The sequence below is a fragment of the Vasconcelosia minhoensis LEGE 07310 genome, assembly GCF_015207255.1.
Lineage (GTDB): Bacteria > Cyanobacteriota > Cyanobacteriia > Phormidesmidales > Phormidesmidaceae > Vasconcelosia > Vasconcelosia minhoensis.
The window spans coordinates 23629-41258 of record NZ_JADEXG010000036.1; the positions used below are offsets into that span (position 1 = coordinate 23629).

Annotated in this window: 12 protein-coding genes, 1 tRNA gene and 1 riboswitch; of the genes, 7 read left to right on the plus strand and 6 right to left on the minus strand. The window is 56.5% G+C overall.

The features are described from left to right. Window positions 1–148: 148 nt before the first annotated feature. On the minus strand, window positions 149–511 hold the full coding sequence (locus IQ241_RS15120; protein WP_193908610.1) for a winged helix-turn-helix transcriptional regulator: 363 nt from the start codon (window positions 509–511) through the stop codon (window positions 149–151). A 138-nt stretch (window positions 512–649) separates the two neighbouring features. Between IQ241_RS15120 and IQ241_RS15125 the strand changes: the two genes are divergently transcribed. Further along, window positions 650–1645 carry a zinc-dependent alcohol dehydrogenase family protein gene (locus IQ241_RS15125; protein ID WP_193908612.1) on the plus strand — a complete coding sequence of 332 codons (996 nt, stop codon included), beginning with the start codon at window positions 650–652 and terminating at the stop codon, window positions 1643–1645. A gap of 36 nt (window positions 1646–1681) precedes the next feature. Here the strand turns inward: IQ241_RS15125 and typA are convergent, their stop codons facing one another. After that, a complete protein-coding gene (gene typA, locus IQ241_RS15130) occupies window positions 1682–3472 on the minus strand; it encodes a translational GTPase TypA (protein WP_193908614.1) in 1791 nt (596 codons plus the stop codon). Between the two features lie 98 nt (window positions 3473–3570). After that, a complete protein-coding gene (locus IQ241_RS15135; RefSeq protein ID WP_193908616.1) occupies window positions 3571–4437 on the minus strand; it encodes an ion transporter in 867 nt (288 codons plus the stop codon). Between the two features lie 78 nt (window positions 4438–4515). Further along, a riboswitch (adenosylcobalamin-variant (AdoCbl-variant) riboswitch) is annotated at window positions 4516–4594 on the plus strand. 45 nt (window positions 4595–4639) lie between these two features. On the opposite strand from IQ241_RS15135, the gene IQ241_RS15140 reads away from it, so the two are divergent. The 6 genes from IQ241_RS15140 (at window position 4640) to fba (ending at window position 12895) form a co-directional block, all read left to right on the plus strand. Continuing rightward, window positions 4640–5689, plus strand: a complete 1050-nt coding sequence (locus tag IQ241_RS15140) for a sirohydrochlorin chelatase (protein ID WP_193908618.1) — start codon at window positions 4640–4642, stop codon at window positions 5687–5689. Window positions 5690–6482: 793 nt separating this feature from the next. After that, window positions 6483–8774: a photosystem I core protein PsaA gene (psaA, locus tag IQ241_RS15145; RefSeq protein ID WP_193908620.1), complete on the plus strand. Its 2292-nt coding sequence runs from the start codon at window positions 6483–6485 to the stop codon at window positions 8772–8774. 29 nt (window positions 8775–8803) lie between these two features. Beyond that, on the plus strand, window positions 8804–11032 hold the full coding sequence (gene psaB, locus IQ241_RS15150) for a photosystem I core protein PsaB (protein ID WP_193908622.1): 2229 nt from the start codon (window positions 8804–8806) through the stop codon (window positions 11030–11032). Between the two features lie 197 nt (window positions 11033–11229). Beyond that, the gene (gene sipA, locus IQ241_RS15155) at window positions 11230–11472 is read left to right on the plus strand and encodes a regulatory protein SipA (RefSeq protein ID WP_193908625.1); all 243 of its coding nucleotides are present in this window, start codon (window positions 11230–11232) and stop codon (window positions 11470–11472) included. Between the two features lie 95 nt (window positions 11473–11567). Continuing rightward, window positions 11568–11639 (plus strand) — tRNA-Lys (locus IQ241_RS15160). Between the two features lie 176 nt (window positions 11640–11815). Beyond that, window positions 11816–12895 (plus strand): class II fructose-bisphosphate aldolase, encoded by a 1080-nt coding sequence (gene fba / locus IQ241_RS15165; protein ID WP_193908628.1) that lies wholly within the window; start codon window positions 11816–11818, stop codon window positions 12893–12895. Window positions 12896–12999: 104 nt separating this feature from the next. Here the strand turns inward: fba and fghA are convergent, their stop codons facing one another. The 3 genes from fghA to pntA form a co-directional block, all read right to left on the minus strand. After that, on the minus strand, window positions 13000–13851 hold the full coding sequence (gene fghA, locus IQ241_RS15170; RefSeq protein WP_193908630.1) for an S-formylglutathione hydrolase: 852 nt from the start codon (window positions 13849–13851) through the stop codon (window positions 13000–13002). Window positions 13852–13982: 131 nt separating this feature from the next. Continuing rightward, complete coding sequence (gene pntB / locus IQ241_RS15175; protein ID WP_193908667.1) at window positions 13983–15422, minus strand: Re/Si-specific NAD(P)(+) transhydrogenase subunit beta; 1440 nt, start codon at window positions 15420–15422, stop codon at window positions 13983–13985. Between the two features lie 88 nt (window positions 15423–15510). Next, window positions 15511–17127, minus strand: coding sequence for a Re/Si-specific NAD(P)(+) transhydrogenase subunit alpha (gene pntA, locus IQ241_RS15180; protein WP_193908632.1), 1617 nt, complete (start codon window positions 17125–17127; stop codon window positions 15511–15513). Between the last annotated feature and the right edge of the window lie 503 nt (window positions 17128–17630).

Below are 17630 nucleotides of genomic sequence, written 5' to 3' on the forward strand. Positions count from 1 at the left end.
TTTTCTATCCCCTGCATCACCTGATTTATCAGAATTTTCACAAACTCGGCGGTCAGCGGCTTGTGCTCCATCAGCAGTTGATAGTCTGCCTATAGCGAAGCGGTTCAGCGCCGATATCTCTGGCATGAGTTCGGCGATTTGAATCTGATTATTTAGCCTGAGCAGCTAAAGCGTTCTCCTCAGAGCGCTTTAGCTTTTGCATATAGATCTCTCCCCAAGTTCGCAAGCTCAGAATGATTGGCTCAAGCGTTCGCCCGTATTCGGTCAGTGAATACTCCACCTTGGGCGGTACCTGCTTGTAAACCTCGCGGTGGACAATACCTTCTTCCTCCAATTCTCTCAGGCTGAGCGTCAGCATTCGCCGCGTTACGCCCGGCATCAGCCTTTGCAGCTCACCAAACCGCCTTTTGCCTTCGAGCAGATGGTATAGAACAACGCCCTTCCACTTGCCGCCAATCACGTCGAGGGCAGCTTCCACTGAGCAGCCATAGTCTGAAACGCACTTTCCCACTGGGCTAGCTCCTTAGTTACAATTTTGTACCTATGTTTCAATAATGTTCGTACTTGCTCTTTTATACTCTAGCATTCCATACTTTCCTTCAGTTGTTCCCATTGAAGATAAATCAGCCTGAATGCAAAGGAGACCGAAATGAAAGCAATGATTATCGAGCAATTCGGAGACAGCTCCGTATTTATTCAATCCGATGTGCCGAAGCCAGAGCTAAGGCCAGGTCACGTGCTGATTCGGGTCGAAGCCTCCAGCGTGAATCCAGTCGATTACAAAGTCAGACGCTATCAGCCGCCTTTTGCCCCCGAGCTGCCCGCAATTCTCCATGGCGATGTGGCAGGCGTGGTCGAAGCAGTGGGCGACGGCGTCAACGAATTCAAACCCGGCGATGCGGTTTATGGCTGCGCGGGCGGTGTCCAAGGTCATGGCGGCGCGCTGGCAGACTATATGCTGGCGGACGCTCGCTTGATTGCTAAGAAGCCAAGCCGTCTGGACTTTGCCGCTGCCGCTGCCCTGCCGCTGGTAACGATCACCGCCTGGGAAGGGCTGATTGACAAAGCTAATGTGCAGGCGGGGCAGACCGTACTGATTCACGGCGGGACAGGCGGCGTCGGTCACGTTGCGCTTCAGCTTGCCAAATGGCGAGGTGCCCACGTCACCGCAACGGCTTCAACGTCTGAAAAATTGCAGATGGCAAAAGATCTCGGCGCGGATGAAGTTGTCAATTACCAGGATGAGGATGTCGCGTCTGATGTCAATCGGTATACAAATGGCAAAGGATTTGACCTTGTGTTTGACAGTACGGGCGGAGCCAACCTGCCTAACTCATTCGAGGCTGCGAGGCTCAATGGGACAGTGGTTACGCCATCTTCTAGCCAGTCCTATGACCTGTCAATTATGCACGCTAAGGGACTTTCGCTACATGTTGTGTTTATGCTGTTACCGATGTTGAAAGATGTCGGTAGAGAACGCCACAGAGCCATTCTGCGAGAGGTTGCCAGTCTCGTAGACAACGGTCATCTGAAGCCTCTGATCGACCCAAGTAAGTTTAACTTTGCTCAAGTAGCCCAAGCTCACGATCGCTTAGAACAAAACAAAGCTGTTGGAAAAATTGTCCTCACCCAAAGTTCTCGGTAATCGTGGTTTTTGCAGCTGCGTACGCTATTCAACTTGCTAGCGCTTTGCTAGCTTTTTGTTCATCTTGCGTAGCCGAATTGACTCTGGCGTCACTTCGACCATTTCATCAGCGCTGATGTACTCCAGGGCACGTTCTAGCCCCATCTCCATGGGTGACTGGAGCTGCACTAGCTCATCGCCGGAAGCGGCGCGGTGGTTGGTGAGCTGCTTGGCCTTGCAGATGTTTAGCTCCAGGTCCTGGGGGCGGTTGTTCTCTCCGACAATCATGCCCTTGTAAACGCGGGTACCCGGTTCGATGAAGAAGACGCCGCGGTCTTCGGCATTCTTCAGGGCGTAGAAAGTGGCGACGCCTTCTTCAAAGGCAATCAGGACGCCGTTGCGACGGGTTTCAATTTCGCCAGACAGCGGGCGATATTCTAGAAAGCTGTGGTTCATGATGCCCTCGCCCCGGGTGATGCGCATGAAGTCGCCCCGGAAGCCGATTAGTCCCCGAGCCGGGACGACGAATTCCAGCTGGGCGCGGCCTGTCCCGGCCATCATCATGTCCTGCATTTCGCCGCGCCGCTGGCCCAGGCGCTCCATACAGCCGCCGACGGCCTCTTCGGGGACATCAAGGATTAGCTGCTCGTAGGGTTCACAGGGCTGGCCGCTGACCTCACGGTAGATCACCTGAGGCTGTGAGACCTGAAACTCATAACCTTCTCGCCGCATGGTTTCGATCAAAATGCCCAGGTGTAATTCGCCCCGGCCTGAGACGGCAAAGCGGTCGGGCGAGTCGGTTTCTTCTACCCGCAGGGCGACGTTGGTTTCGAGTTCGCGCATGAGGCGATCGCGCAGCTGCCGCGAGGTGACATAGCTGCCCTCCTGCCCGGCAAAGGGCGAGTCATTCACCGCAAAGGTCATCTGGAGGGTCGGCTCATCTACCTTAATTAGCGGCAGCGCCTGCGGGTCGTCGGGGGAGGTAATCGTCTCACCAATATTGGCATCGGCAAACCCGGCGACGGCGACGATGTTGCCCGCCGCGGCAGCTTCCACATCCACCCGGCTGAGCCCTTCAAAGCCCATCAGCTTGGTAATCCGATTCTTGATAATTTTGCCGTCTTCGCGTACCAGGGCCGCCTGCTCACCCATGCGGATAGTGCCGTTATGCACCTTGCCAATGACAATCCGACCGAGATAGTCAGAATAGTCTAGCGTCGTCACCTGGAGCTGTAACGGCTTCTCGGGGTCGCCGACGGGGGGCGAAACATGGTGCAGGATGGCCTCAAACAGCGGCTGCATGTCCTTATCTTCGTCTTCTAGCGCTTCCTTCGCAAAGCCCGCCAGCCCTGAAGCGAACAGGTAGGGAAAGTCGCACTGGTCATCGTCAGTGCCCAGCTCAATAAACAGGTCCAGCACCTTATCGACGGCCACATTGGGGTCGGCCCGGGGACGATCGATCTTATTCACCACGACGATCGGGCGCAGCCCTTTTTCCAGCGCTTTTTTCAGCACGAACCGGGTCTGTGGCATCGGCCCTTCGTTGGCGTCTACGATCAGCAGGCAGCCGTCCACCATCCCCAGCACCCGCTCGACTTCGCCGCCAAAGTCGGCGTGACCCGGCGTATCGACAATGTTAATCAGCGTATCTTTGTAGTGAACCGCCGTATTTTTAGACAGAATCGTGATACCCCGCTCCCGCTCCAGGTCGTTGGAATCTAGGACGCAGGTCGGCACTGCTTCGCCTTCGCGAAAAATCCCCGACTGCTCCAGCAGCGAATCGACTAGGGTGGTCTTGCCGTGGTCCACGTGGGCAATGATAGCGACGTTACGAATAGGGAGACTCATGGGATTTCCGCGGGATTTAATCGGATTCTGTAAAAAACCTTAATAATTCTAGCTTAGCGGCTTTTACCCCGGGTGAACGTCCCCAGCCTATTTTCAAATTACGGCCTATTGTCAATAGCAGCGCTTTCCGCGACTGCCGGGCTGATGGAGCCGCCGCCGTTGCGATCGCGCTCCCCCTCCAGATCCTCTACCTCAACCGGCAGCTCGACGCCACAGCGCCGACAGTAGCGGGCATCCATCTCATGCCCAACCAGGCCGCAGCTTTCGCACTGAGTCCGTGAGGACTGCACCTTGGTCCAGTGCTTGATGAAATTGCCAATCTGGGTGGGAATCAGGGCAATTCCCGTCAGGATCATCATAATCGTGAGCCAGCGGCCCGTTTCCGAAATCGGCGTAATGTCGCCGAAGCCCACCGTTGTCATGGTGACCACGGCAAAGTAGACGGCGTCTAAAAAGGTGGCAAAGTTTTCAGCGTTATCCGTATGCTCAGCCTGATAGATTGCCCCCGAGTAGATAAAGATAATGGAGAAGAGGGTGAATAGAATCCGGGCGAAAATCAGGCCGTCATAGCCGCTAATTCGGCTGAACCAGGTTTTATCTTCTAGAAACCGAGCCAGGCGCAAAATTCGCAGCCAGCGCAGCAGCCGCAGATAGCGCACGTCCAAAAAGCCTAGGAAAAACGGCAGGATGGCGCAGAAGTCGATCAGCGCGTACAGGCTGAAGAAGTAGCGCAGTCGGTTTTTTGCCGCCCAGAGCCGAATGAAATATTCAACCGTAAACAGGGTGAGAATCGCCCAGTCGGCCAGCTCCAGGCCAAGTCGCAGGTTGCTGGGGATGGGGTAGGTTTCAGCGACAAAGAAGACCGCAGAGAGCAGGATCAGGACCGCGATTGCGATATTCACCCCCAGCCCAACCCGCGAATGCCCTTCGTTTAAATAACGCCGTACCTGCTCTCTTGAGATCATTCGCGCCAAATTGAGATGAAATGCCTGCCCCCCGCATTTTATCGCCTACGGCCGTAAGCTAAAATTACCAGGCAATTGTGAACGATAGTCAGCCAGGGAAAGTCCGGTGCAATTCCGGCACTGTGCCGCAGCTGTAAAGTCAGAATGCCAGCGGGCTATCTTTTCACTCTATTTCCCGCGTCGCACGGGAACGGAGTTAACCATGCCTGCTTTCGCTATTGATCCATTAGACACAATCCAGCCAGATGCCCTTGAACCTAGCACCTCTGAATTGACAGGTTTCGACTGGCCACCGCTGCCGCTGCCGCGACCGCTGCTGATGGTGGGCCACGGCAGCCGGGACGCCCAGGGCCGCCAGAGCCTGCTCGACTTTGCCGCTGCCTACCAGCAGTTAGACGCCTCCAGGCCAGTGGTTCCCTGCTTTCTGGAGCTGACTTCGCCTAGCATTCAGGACGGCGTCGATCTCTGCGTCGAGCAGGGCTACACCGACCTTTCGGTGCTGCCGATTCTGCTGTTTGCCGCCCGTCACAATAAATTTGATGTGACCAATGAGCTCGACCGGGCGCGGCAGCGGCATCCCCAGGCCACTTTCCATTACGGTCGCCACTTTGGCATCACCCCAGCCATTCTCGACCTTTGGCGCACCCGACTAGCGCTGCTCGACCAGCCCCAGCACAATCCGCTCGCGATCGCGCGGAAGCACACCGCCCTGCTATTCGTCGGGCGTGGGGCCAGCGACCCCGATGCCAATGGCGATGTCTACAAGATGGCGCGCATTCTATGGGAGGGCAGCGGCTATCAGACGGTTGAGACCTGCTTTATCGGCATTACCCATCCCCGCTTAGAGGAAGGCTTTCGGCGGGCCAGGCTTTACCATCCCAAGCGGATTATCGTGCTGCCCTACTTTATGTTTACTGGCGTACTGGTGAAAAAAATTATGGCGATCGCGGCGGAGCAGCAGGATTTGTTTCCTGAGGTTGCGATCGCGACGCTGCCAGAAATGGGGCTGCACCCGCAGCTGCTCCAGGTACTGCGCCAGCGCGAGCTCGAAACCCAGACCGGCGAAGTCAGGATGAACTGTGAAATGTGCAAATTCCGCCTCGCGGCTGTGTCCGGCGAGACAGGGCACGGGCATGGGCATGGGCATGGGCACGGACATGGGCACGATCATAGTCATGGACACGATTCCACTATGGTCGATCCCTATGCTGAACCCGGCCAGTACCACCAGCGAATTTGGCAAGTTCCCTAAGCAATGGGTGCGGTTCCATAGGTGCCTGAGCGGCAGACCGATAGTCGTTCTATATTGCGCCTAACCTATTCCGTAATAAGCCAATTTAGCGTCTGTATCTTCAGTCCTTTTCCTGCCTAGGGAGAAGGACTTTTGATTTGCAAATTGCCTACGGCAGAGCAGCTCAATCGAACGCTTAGGTTTTGCACAATTTGCACAATTCAAATACGATTGCTTCGATCGTGCTCAACACAGAGATTGAGAACTTTAAATAAAATTTGCCTGTATGTAAATAAAGCGATTAGATCAGTTTGTTTTTGGTTAAAGAATACGGCGTTGAATCGACTAAAGCTCGTATTTATGGTTTTCATGTTCAATTTTTCTGACGCTGCGAATTCCTTTCTCATAAGCTGTCTCAGGGGCTTTGTTTAACTTCCTTAACAGAAGCCTGAGTCAGCGCTTTGATGAAATATATATGCGGCCAGAGTTATTAACTTATTCAACGGTAATTATTATTTTACCGCTACTTATATAAAGTTGATACCAACGGATCTAGTAGCTTTGAAGTGTTTGAAAGGCGTTGGCTTTGAAGCTGACTCTGCCGGAGATAGCGCACCTGTGGATCCTTTTCTCAGGAGAGATGCATTTCTGCCTCGGAGCCAGATTCGCCTGTTCTAAACGCTTTCTGCGCTTTGAGTTAAATGCCGTTCAATCGGACTAAGGAGGTGATAAATCAAGGGTTTTCAGCCATGAGTGAAGTCATTAAGGAGGGCTTTACTCTAAATCTTACGATCTGAAACATAAGGAGAGCCAGATGACCATAAGTCCCCCGGAACCGGGGCAAAAAGCTAAAGTCGTGGTCGATACTGACCCGGTTGAAACCTCATTTGAGCGGTGGGGTAAGCCGGGCCATTTTGACCGGACCTTAGCGCGAGGCCCCAAGACCACAACCTGGATATGGAATCTTCATGCCGACGCCCATGATTTTGATTCCCATACCGGCGATATCGAAGACGTTTCTCGCAAAATATTCAGCGCCCATTTTGGCCATTTAGCCGTGGTATTCATCTGGCTAAGCGGCATGTATTTTCACGGCGCTAAGTTTTCCAATTACGAAGCCTGGTTGACCAACCCCACCGGCATTAAGCCCAGCGCTCAGGTGGTTTGGCCCATCGTTGGGCAAAATATTCTGAATGGCGACGTCGGCGGCGGCTTCCACGGCATTCAGATTACCTCTGGGCTCTTTCAGCTGTGGCGAGCCAACGGCATTACGAACTCATTTCAGCTTTACTGCACTGCAATTGGCGGCCTGGTGATGGCAGCGCTAATGCTGTTTGCTGGGTGGTTTCACTACCACAAGCGAGCGCCCAAGCTGGAGTGGTTTCAGAATGTCGAGTCGATGATGAATCACCACCTGGCCGGGCTGCTAGGACTGGGCTGTTTGGGCTATGCCGGACAGCAGATCCATGTTTCCCTGCCAATCAACGCCTGCTTAGATGCCATCGACGCGGGCAGTCCGCTGACGGTTGGCGGCAGGGTGATTGGTGCGGCTAAAGACATTCCGCTGCCCCACGAGTGGATTCTTAATCCTGGCCTGATGGCCGATATCTATCCGGGGTTTGCCGAAGGGCTGAGGCCATTTTTCACGCTCAACTGGGCGGCCTATAGCGATTTTCTTACCTTTAAAGGCGGCCTTAACCCGGTGACGGGCGGGCTGTGGCTGAGCGATACGGCCCATCATCACCTAGCGCTAGCGGTGCTGTTTATCATCGCCGGACATTTCTACCGGACGAACTGGGGCATTGGCCACAGTTTCAGAGAAGTCCTAGAAGCGCACAAGGGACCGCTCACGGGCGAAGGCCACAAGGGCATGTACGAGGTCTTTACCACCTCCTGGCACGCTCACCTGTCCTGGCATCTGGCCTGGCTGGGGTCGATTTCGATTCTGGTGGCCCATCACATGTATTCGATGCCGCCCTATCCCTATATCGCCACCGACTACCCGACCCAGCTCTCGCTGTTTACCCACCATATGTGGATTGGCGGCTTTCTAATCGTTGGGGCTGGGGCGCACGCCTCCATCTTTATGGTGCGCGACTATGTGCCGTCGGTGCATGTCAACAATCTGCTCGATCGGGTGCTGCGGCAGCGCGACGCGCTGATTTCGCACCTCAACTGGGTCTGTATTTTCCTCGGCTTCCATAGCTTTGGGCTGTACATCCACAACGATACGATGCAGGCGCTAGGCCGTCCCCAAGATATGTTCTCGGATACGGCCATTAAGCTTCAGCCAGTCTTTGCCCAGTGGATTCAGGGCATTCATGCGGCAGCGGCGGGAAATACGGCCCCGAACGCGATCGCGAGCGTTAGCCCAGTCTTCGGTGGCGACCTGGTTGCCGTCGGCGGCAAGGTGGCAATGGCGCCAATTCCGCTGGGAACGGCGGACTTCATGATTCACCATATTCATGCCTTCACGATTCACGTGACGGTGCTGATTTTGCTCAAGGGTGTGCTCTATGCGCGCAACTCGCGGCTGATTCCCGATAAGGCTGAGCTGGGCTTCCGCTTCCCCTGCGATGGGCCGGGGCGCGGCGGTACCTGCCAGGTCTCTGGCTGGGATCACGTTTTCCTAGGGCTGTTCTGGATGTATAACGCGCTGTCGATTGTCATTTTCCACTTCAGCTGGAAAATGCAGTCCGACGTGTGGGGAACGGTGACCGACGGCAACGTCAGTCACATTACTGGGGGCAACTTTGCCGCCGGTGCAATTACGATTAACGGCTGGCTGCGCGACTTCCTCTGGGCGCAGGCGACTCAGGTAATCAACTCCTACGGGTCGGCCCTGTCCGCCTACGGCCTGATTTTCCTGGGGGCTCACTTTGTCTGGGCGTTCAGCCTGATGTTCCTCTTCAGCGGTCGCGGCTACTGGCAGGAGCTGATTGAGTCCATCGTCTGGGCTCACAACAAGCTCAGGGTCGCCCCGGCGATTCAGCCCCGGGCGCTGAGCATTGTCCAGGGTCGAGCGGTCGGCGTCGCGCACTATCTGCTCGGCGGCATTGCCACCACCTGGGCTTTCTTCTTAGCCCGCATCATCGCGGTTAGCTAGTACTTAACTGGAAAAATACCTTTAGATCTATGGCCACTAAATTCCCAAAATTTAGCCAGGATCTGGCCCAAGATCCCACCACTAGGAGACTCTGGTACGGGATTGCCACGGCCCACGATTTTGAAAGCCACGACGGCATGACGGAGGAGAATCTTTATCAAAAGATCTTTGCTTCTCACTTCGGCCATCTGGCAATCATCTTCCTCTGGACCTCTGGCAACCTGTTCCACGTCGCCTGGCAAGGGAACTTTGAAAGCTGGATTCAAGATCCGCTAAATATTCGTCCCATCGCCCATGCGATTTGGGACCCCCACTTTGGTCAGCCTGCGGTAGATGCCTTTACCCAAGCTGGCGCGTCCAACCCGGTGAATATCACTTACTCCGGGATCTATCACTGGTGGTACACCATCGGCATGCGGACCAATAACGATCTGTATACCGGTGCGGTGTTCCTACTGCTGCTGTCGGCGGTATTCCTGTTCGCCGGCTGGCTGCACCTGCAGCCCAAGTTTCGTCCCGGGCTGGCCTGGTTCAAAAATGCCGAATCGCGGATGAACCACCACCTGGCGGGTCTGTTCGGCGTCAGCTCGCTGGCCTGGACGGGACACCTGGTGCACGTGGCGATTCCCGAGTCTCGCGGCCAGCATGTCGGCTGGGGCAACCTGCTCTCGACGCCGCCGCATCCGGCGGGCCTAGTGCCGTTCTTTACCGGGCGGTGGTCAGTCTATGCCGAAAATCCCGATACGGCGAACCATATCTTTGGCACCTCCGAAGGCGCGGGCAGTGCGATTCTCACCTTCCTGGGGGGCTTCCATCCGCAGACCGAGTCGCTGTGGCTGACGGATATGGCCCATCACCACCTGGCGATCGCGGTGATCTTCATCATCGCTGGCCACATGTACCGCACCAACTTCGGTATCGGCCACAGCATGAAGGAGATCCTCGAAACCCACCGACCACCAGAGGGAACCCCCTTTGGCGGGGCGCTTGGGGCGGGGCACAAGGGTATTTACGATACCTACAACAACTCCCTGCACTTCCAGCTGGGCTGGCACCTGGCCTGCCTAGGGGTGATTACCTCGCTGGTGGCGCAGCACATGTACTCGATGCCGCCCTACGCCTTCATCGCCAGGGACTACACCACCCAGGCGGCGCTCTATACCCACCACCAGTACATCGCTGGCTTCATTATGGTGGGGGCCTTTGCCCACGGGGCGATCTTCCTGATTCGTGACTATGACCCGGTGGCGAATGAGAACAACGTGCTGGCCCGGGTGCTCGACCATAAGGAAGCGATTATCTCTCATCTGAGCTGGGTGTCGCTGTTCCTGGGCTTCCATACCCTGGGGCTCTATGTCCACAACGATGTGGTCGTGGCCTTTGGCACACCGGAGAAGCAAATCCTGGTTGAGCCGGTGTTTGCCCAATGGATTCAGGCGGCCCACGGCAAAGTGCTCTATGGCATGGATACGCTGCTGTCCAACCCGGACAGCATTGCCACCACGGCCTGGCCGAACCACGGCAATGTCTGGCTGGGCGGCTGGCTAGAGGGAATCAACAGCAGTACCAATTCGCTATTCCTGACGATTGGGCCGGGCGACTTCCTGGTGCATCACGCGATCGCGCTGGGGCTGCACACCACCACCCTGATTCTGGTCAAGGGGGCGCTCGACGCGCGCGGCTCAAAGCTGATGCCGGATAAAAAAGACTTCGGCTACAGCTTCCCCTGCGACGGTCCGGGTCGCGGTGGCACCTGCGACATCTCCGGCTGGGATGCCTTCTACCTGGCGATGTTCTGGATGCTCAACACCATCGGCTGGGTCACCTTCTACTGGCACTGGAAGCACCTGGCGATCTGGTCGGGCAACGTGGCCCAGTTCAACGAAAGCTCAAACTACCTGATGGGCTGGCTGCGGGACTACCTCTGGCTCAACTCGGCTCAGCTGATTAATGGCTACAACCCCTACGGCATGAACAACCTAGCGGTCTGGGCCTGGATGTTCCTATTCGGGCATCTGGTCTGGGCGACGGGCTTCATGTTCCTGATTTCGTGGCGGGGCTACTGGCAGGAGCTGATTGAGACGCTGGTGTGGGCGCATGAGCGGACGCCGTTGGCGAACCTGGTGCGCTGGAAGGACAAGCCGGTGGCGATGTCCATCGTTCAAGGCCGGCTGATTGGTCTGGCGCACTTCACGGTGGGCTATATCCTGACCTACGCGGCCTTCCTGATTGCCTCAACCGCCAGTCGATTTGGCTAGCGGCTAGGCTAAGTCAATAGGTTTGAGACGGTCTGAGACTCTCCTCTCCTCCGTCTCAATTGGGTCCCGACCATCTGGGGTAGTTTGGTCGGGACCCTTCTCATGAGAGCATGTGGGGCGCTGCGAATCAAGCGCCAGAACCCGACAGGACGGTGAAGTCCTATACTGAGCGGGTGTGAGCTATTGGAGTTCCTCCGATGTCCGAGCCTCAGTTTGCGGTTGGCGATCGCGTCCGCGTGGCAGCGGCCCCGCCCTACCTGAAAACAGCTGAACCCATGCCGATGCTGCGTCCGCCGGATCTGATTGCCCTGGGTGAGGAAGGCGTAGTTGTCGAACGCAAGCCGGGGGGCTATCTCGGCGTTCGATTTGAGCGCGGGGCCTTTCTGATTGACGGCCAGTACTTAGAACGGGTCGAGGCGCAGAGTCCTAGCGAAACCTAAGATTTTTTGCTCTATCTGGCTGAACGGCTGGCCTAATGTGCTAAGTTAAAAAACCGTGCGGCAAATGCTGGATCGTTTGCTGGACTGCTCAAAATGGGTCGCTAGCTCAGTGGTAGAGCATTCGGCTTTTAACCGACTGGTCCTGGGTTCGAATCCCAGGCGACCCATAATTTTAGCTTCTGATTTTTGACGCCTCGCGGTGCAATTTTTTAATCAAATCTTCGGATTTCAAAAATCGCCCGTTATAAATTAGGTATTCTGGCTTAATATTATCTTTGATAGGAAGCCTCTCGACGGTCCTTGCAGGGCGGTCAGAGAGCAAGAATTCACTAGGAGGATATCTATGGCGCTTGTACCCATGAGGCTGCTGCTCGATCACGCAGCTGAAAACGGCTACGGGATTCCCGCTTATAACGTCAATAACATGGAGCAGATTCTGGCCATCATGCAGGCTGCGGATGAGGCTGACAGCCCGGTGATTTTGCAGGCTTCTCGCGGCGCGCGCAAGTACGCAGGTGAGAATTTTCTGCGGCATCTGGTGATGGCTGCGGTTGAAACCTATCCTCACATTCCTATCGTGATGCACCAGGATCACGGCAACAGCCCGGCCACCTGCTACTCGGCCATTCGTAACGGCTTCACCAGCGTAATGATGGACGGCTCCCTCGAAGCCGATGCCAAAACGCCAGCCAGCTTTGACTACAACGTGTCGGTGACGTCTGAAGTGGTCAAGGTAGCTCACGCCGTCGGTGCCAGCGTCGAAGGCGAACTCGGCTGCCTGGGCTCGCTCGAAACTGGTAAAGGCGAAGCCGAAGACGGCCACGGCTTTGAAGGCGCGCTCAGCAAAGACCAGCTGCTAACCGACCCGGATGAGGCGGTGCAGTTTGTCGAAGCCACTCAGGTTGATGCCCTGGCCGTCGCTATTGGTACCAGCCACGGCGCCTACAAATTTACCCGTAAGCCCACCGGCGAAATTCTGGCGATCAGCCGGATTGAAGAAATTCACCGGCGACTGCCCAATACTCACCTGGTGATGCACGGCTCGTCTTCCGTTCCCCAGGAATGGCTAGACATGATCAACCAGTACGGCGGCGAAATCCCCGAGACCTATGGCGTACCGGTGGAAGAAATTCAGAAGGGGATCAAGAGTGGCGTCCGCAAGGTGAATATCGATACCGATAACCGCCTGGCGATTACCGCTGCCATCCGCGAAGCTGCAGCTAAGGATCCGAAGAACTTCGATCCTCGCCACTTCCTGAAGCCTTCGATCGCCTATATGAAGAAGGTCTGCTCCAGACGCTATGAAGCGTTTGGCACGGCGGGCAATGCTTCTAAGATTAAGCAGGCACCGATCGATGTGTACGCGGCCAAGTACGCCGCTGGCGAACTCGATGCCAAGGTGAAGAAGGCGGCGGCGGTATAGGCTGCGCAGCTGCTCCCCAGAGAAACGCGAAATCTATCACAAACAGCCCCCCCGGATATGAGCTATTCGGGGGGGTGCTTTCAGGAGAACTCTACCTCATTCCATCATCTGCACAGATACTGGGCATGGTGACGGATATGATCCGCCATGAAAGTGGCGATGAAATAGTAGCTGTGGTCGTACTCCGGCTGCATTCTGAGGCTGACCGGCTGTCCCGCTTCCTGACAGGCGATTTGAAAAACTTCAGGTAGCAGCTGCTTTTGCGCTAAGAATGGGTCAGCCGCGCCCTGGTCGATCAGAACGGGGCGATCGCGATCGGCATAGTGCTTGACTAGCTCGCTGGCGTCGTACTCCTTCCAGAGCTGAAGATCAGAGCCCAGGTATTTGCTCAGCGCCTTGGTGCCCCAGGGACACTGCATTGGCGCGGCAATCGGCGCAAAGGCCGAAATCGAGCGATACTGCTCGGGGTGACGCAATCCGCAGACTAGGGCTCCGTGGCCGCCCATAGAATGGCCGAAAATGCCCTGGCGGTTCCCATCGGCTGGGAAATTAGCCTGAATTAGCGCAGGCAACTCTGCCGTCACGTAGCTGTACATGCGATAGTTCTTCGCCCAGGGCGCTTCCGTCGCATCGACGTAGAAGCCTGCGCCGCTGCCGAAGTCCCAGGCGTCTTCATCCGGCACGTCTTCGCCGCGGGGGCTGGTGTCCGGTGCAACCAGGATTAGCCCATGCTCAGCCGCATAGCGCTGGGCACCCGCCTTAGCCGTAAAGTTTTCTGCCGTACAGGTCAGCCCCGATAGGTAGTACAGCACCGGCACCGGCCCGGCCTGAGCCTGAGGCGGAATGAAGACGGAAAAGGTCATCTCGCAGAGGCAGGTCTCTGAGAAATGACTGTAAAAGCCAACCGTACCGCCAAAGCAGCCGTACTGCTGGCCCAGAGTGAGCGCGTCAGACATTAGTAAGGGGGCGAGCAATAGCTATCAATGTAATCCAGTTAAGTCAATCCAACGGGGGGCGGGCAACCCCCAAATGAGCCAATATCATGCCCTCCGGGGATTGCCTCTGGGAGATTGGCAACGCCTGGCCGCTAACGCGCTGCTGCGGCCAAAGCCGGACTCGCCGCCGTGCCAGATTCCTGCAACTGAGCCAGAATCGCAGACACATTGGCCTTGGCGTCGCCAAATAGCATCTGCGTATTCTCTTTGTAGAACAGCGGATTGTCTACGCCCGCATAGCCGGTGGAGAGGCTGCGCTTCATCACGATTACGTTGGCCGCTTGCCAAACTTCCAGTACCGGCATTCCCGCAATCGGGCTGGTCGGATCTTCCGCCGCGCTAGGATTCACCGTGTCATTGGCACCGATCACCAGCACTAGGTCGGTCGCAGAGAAGTCTTCGTTGATTTCGTCCATCTCCTGCACGATATCGTAAGGCACATTCGCCTCTGCCAGCAGCACGTTCATATGCCCCGGCAGCCGTCCGGCAACGGGATGGATACCAAATCGCACCTTGACGCCGCGATCGCGCAAAATCTTCGTAATATCAGCGACGGCGTGCTGAGCCTGAGCCACGGCCATGCCATAGCCCGGCGTAATAATCACGCTCTGGGCGTCGTTCAGCAGCTCAACTGTCTCCGCCACGTCGATCGAGGTGGCCTCGCCAACCGGTCCACCGCTGGCTGAACTGCCACCCTTGGCTGCACCCGCACCAAATCCGCCCAGGATAACGCTGAGGAAAGAACGATTCATTGCCTTACACATAATGATGCTGAGGATGGCACCGCTGCTGCCCACCAGCGCCCCGGTAACGATTAGCAGGTCGTTGGAAAGCATAAACCCAGCGGCGGCGGCGGCCCAGCCGGAATAGCTGTTGAGCATGGAAATTACCACCGGCATGTCGGCCCCGCCAATGGCGGCAACCAGGTGAATGCCCAAGAGAGACGCGATCGCGATCATCCCCAGCATCGGTACAAAGCCCTCAGTCCCTGCCGCCGTCATAAACAAATAGCCTAGATAGACCGTGCCCCCCAGCATCGCCAGGTTGAGCAGGTGCCGCCCCGGCAGGGTCAGGGGCTTGCTGCTGATGATTGCCCGCAGCTTGCCAAAGGCCACCACTGAGCCGGTAAAGGTCACCGCGCCGATAAAGACGCCGATGTAAACCTCCAGCTGGTGAATCGTCTCCTCGACTCCGACCAGGCTCTCGGGCTGGAGGTAGTTGCCAACCCCGACTAGAACCGCCGCCAGGCCGACAAAGCTGTGTAAAATCGCCACCAGCTCGGGCATGGAGGTCATCTCCACCCGGGCCGCCAGGATGGCCCCAATCATCAGGCCCGGGGCAATCACTGAAATGAGCGTGCTGTAGCCGGAGACCTGGGCGCTGAAGGCGGTCGCGGCAAAGGCGATCGCCATTCCCGCAATCCCGTAAAGGTTGCCGCGCTTAGCCGTTTCCTGGTTCGACAGGCCGCTGAGGCTGAGAATAAACAGGACAATCGCCGCAATGTAGGCGACCGTCACCAAATTACTCGACAGGGTCATGATGGTTGAATCCTAAATTTAAGGGCTTTTGGGGTTCTAGGTCTGTGTTCAGAATCCCTTTTTTGGGAATGGGGCAGCTCAGCTACTTGCGGAACATCTTCAGCATCCGCTGCGTCACCAGGAAACCTCCGGCAATGTTAATCGTGCCAACGAAAACCGCGATCGCGCCCAAAATTGTCGTAGCCGAGCTCAGCGGCCCCGAAAGCTGGAGCATGCCGCCGATGATGATAATGCCGCTGATCGCGTTGGTGACGCTCATTAGGGGCGTATGCAGCGAGGGGCTGACGTTCCAGATCACCTGCCAGCCGATAAAGCAGGACAGCACAAAGACGGTGAAGTGCGACAGGAAGGACGAGGGTGCGCCAATGCCGACGCCGACCAGGGCGAGAGCCGCGATCGCGGGCCAGACAAACTGCCAAGGAAACGGGGACTTGGGTTTAGCCTGAGCCGTCGCTTCGGGGGTCTCAGGCAGCTTTGCGGCAGGCTTGGGTGCAGGCTGAGCCGGCTTAGGCGCAGGCCAAGTAATCTCGCCCTCGTGGGTAATCAGCGCCCCGCGCACCACTTCATCCTCCAGGTTGATCTGATATTTCTCGGAGCCGCCCATGTCGCTGAGCAGATGGCAGAGGTTATTGCCGTAGAGCAGGCTCGACTGCCGCGCCATCCGGCTGGGGAAATCCGTAATCCCGACGATGGTGACACCGTTGTAGCGGTAGACCTCACCGGGCTTGGTGACGTCGCAGTTACCGCCCTGCTCCGCCGCCATGTCCACAATTACGGAACCCGGCTTCATGCTCTCCACCATGTCCTGGGTGATCAGCTTCGGAGCGGGCTTACCGGGAATTAGGGCAGTGGTGATGATAATATCCACCTCTCGGGCCTGCTCTGCAAACAGCGCCATCTCAGCCGCAATAAACTCCGGGCTCATGGTTTTGGCATAGCCGCCCTCACCCGTGCCGTCTTCTTCAAAGACCAGCTCCAGGAATTCTGCGCCCATGCTCTCGACCTGCTCCTTCACCACCGGGCGAGTGTCAAAGGCCCGAACGATCGCGCCTAGGCTTTTAGCTGTCCCTACCGCAGCCAGTCCCGCCACGCCTGCGCCGATTACCAGCACTTTACAGGGCGGCACCTTGCCCGCGGCGGTAATCTGACCGGTAAAAAAGCGACCAAACTGATTCGCCGCCTCGATCACGGCCCGATAGCCCGCAATGTTGGCCATCGAGCTAAGCGCATCCATCTTCTGCGCCCGGCTGATGCGGGGGATCGCATCCATTGCTAGGACGCTGGCTTGCCGCTCCTTGAGCTGATTCAGCAGGGCTTCGTTCTGAGCGGGCCAGATGAAGCTAATCAATGTTTTATCGGCCTGCAAACGGTCTGCCTCGTGACCGCCCGTCGCATCGGCCTGGGGCGGCTGCACTTTGAGAATGATATCGGCCTGCTGCCAGAGGTCAGCAGCGCTATCGAGGACCTCACAGCCCGCCGCGCGATAGGCATCGTCAGAAAACTCAGCTGCGGCCCCCGCTCCCTGCTCAACCAAAACGTCAAACCCTAGCTTTTGCAGCTTTTTGACTGTCTCCGGCGTGGCGGCGACGCGGCGCTCGCCCGCCGCAATTTCCTTGGGAATGCCAACTCGCTTCGGTGCCCCGGGCTGAGATGCTGGCGATTGAGCAGTCGCAGCGCTTTTTTCAGTGGCAATGGTCATAGCCTTTCCTTGATTACAGAACAGTGCTTAAACTTTTGGGTTTTGGGGAATTTTTGGGGATGGAAATGCTGAAAGCTACGGTCATGGCCGATTAAGGCATAAAAAAACTGCACGGCTCGGCAGCTTCTCTGAAATATTCCTAAAGTAGGTCTATTCCTAAAGTAGATCCAAAGTAAAGAAATAGAGGGCAAGCTGTCATTCAGTTGTTACGAAATGCGTTACATAGGCCTGAAAGGCGCTAAGGCTGGCCATGGCTTGAGCCGCCCAGCGCGATCGCGAGCCTTTTGGCCTAGCTTGTGGCCCAGAGCAGTGCTCGTGAATGACAGGCGAATCAACTGATAGAGTAACCGATTTCTTACCGCTGAACGCTGTTCTGAGCGGTTCTAGGTTAGCGTTTGACAATATGACGTGCAAACGTTGCTAAACGTGACTATTAATTAAAGCAGTATTGACAAAAACAGCGGGCCTGATTTCCCTGTCTCGACAATGATCCCCATCTATCC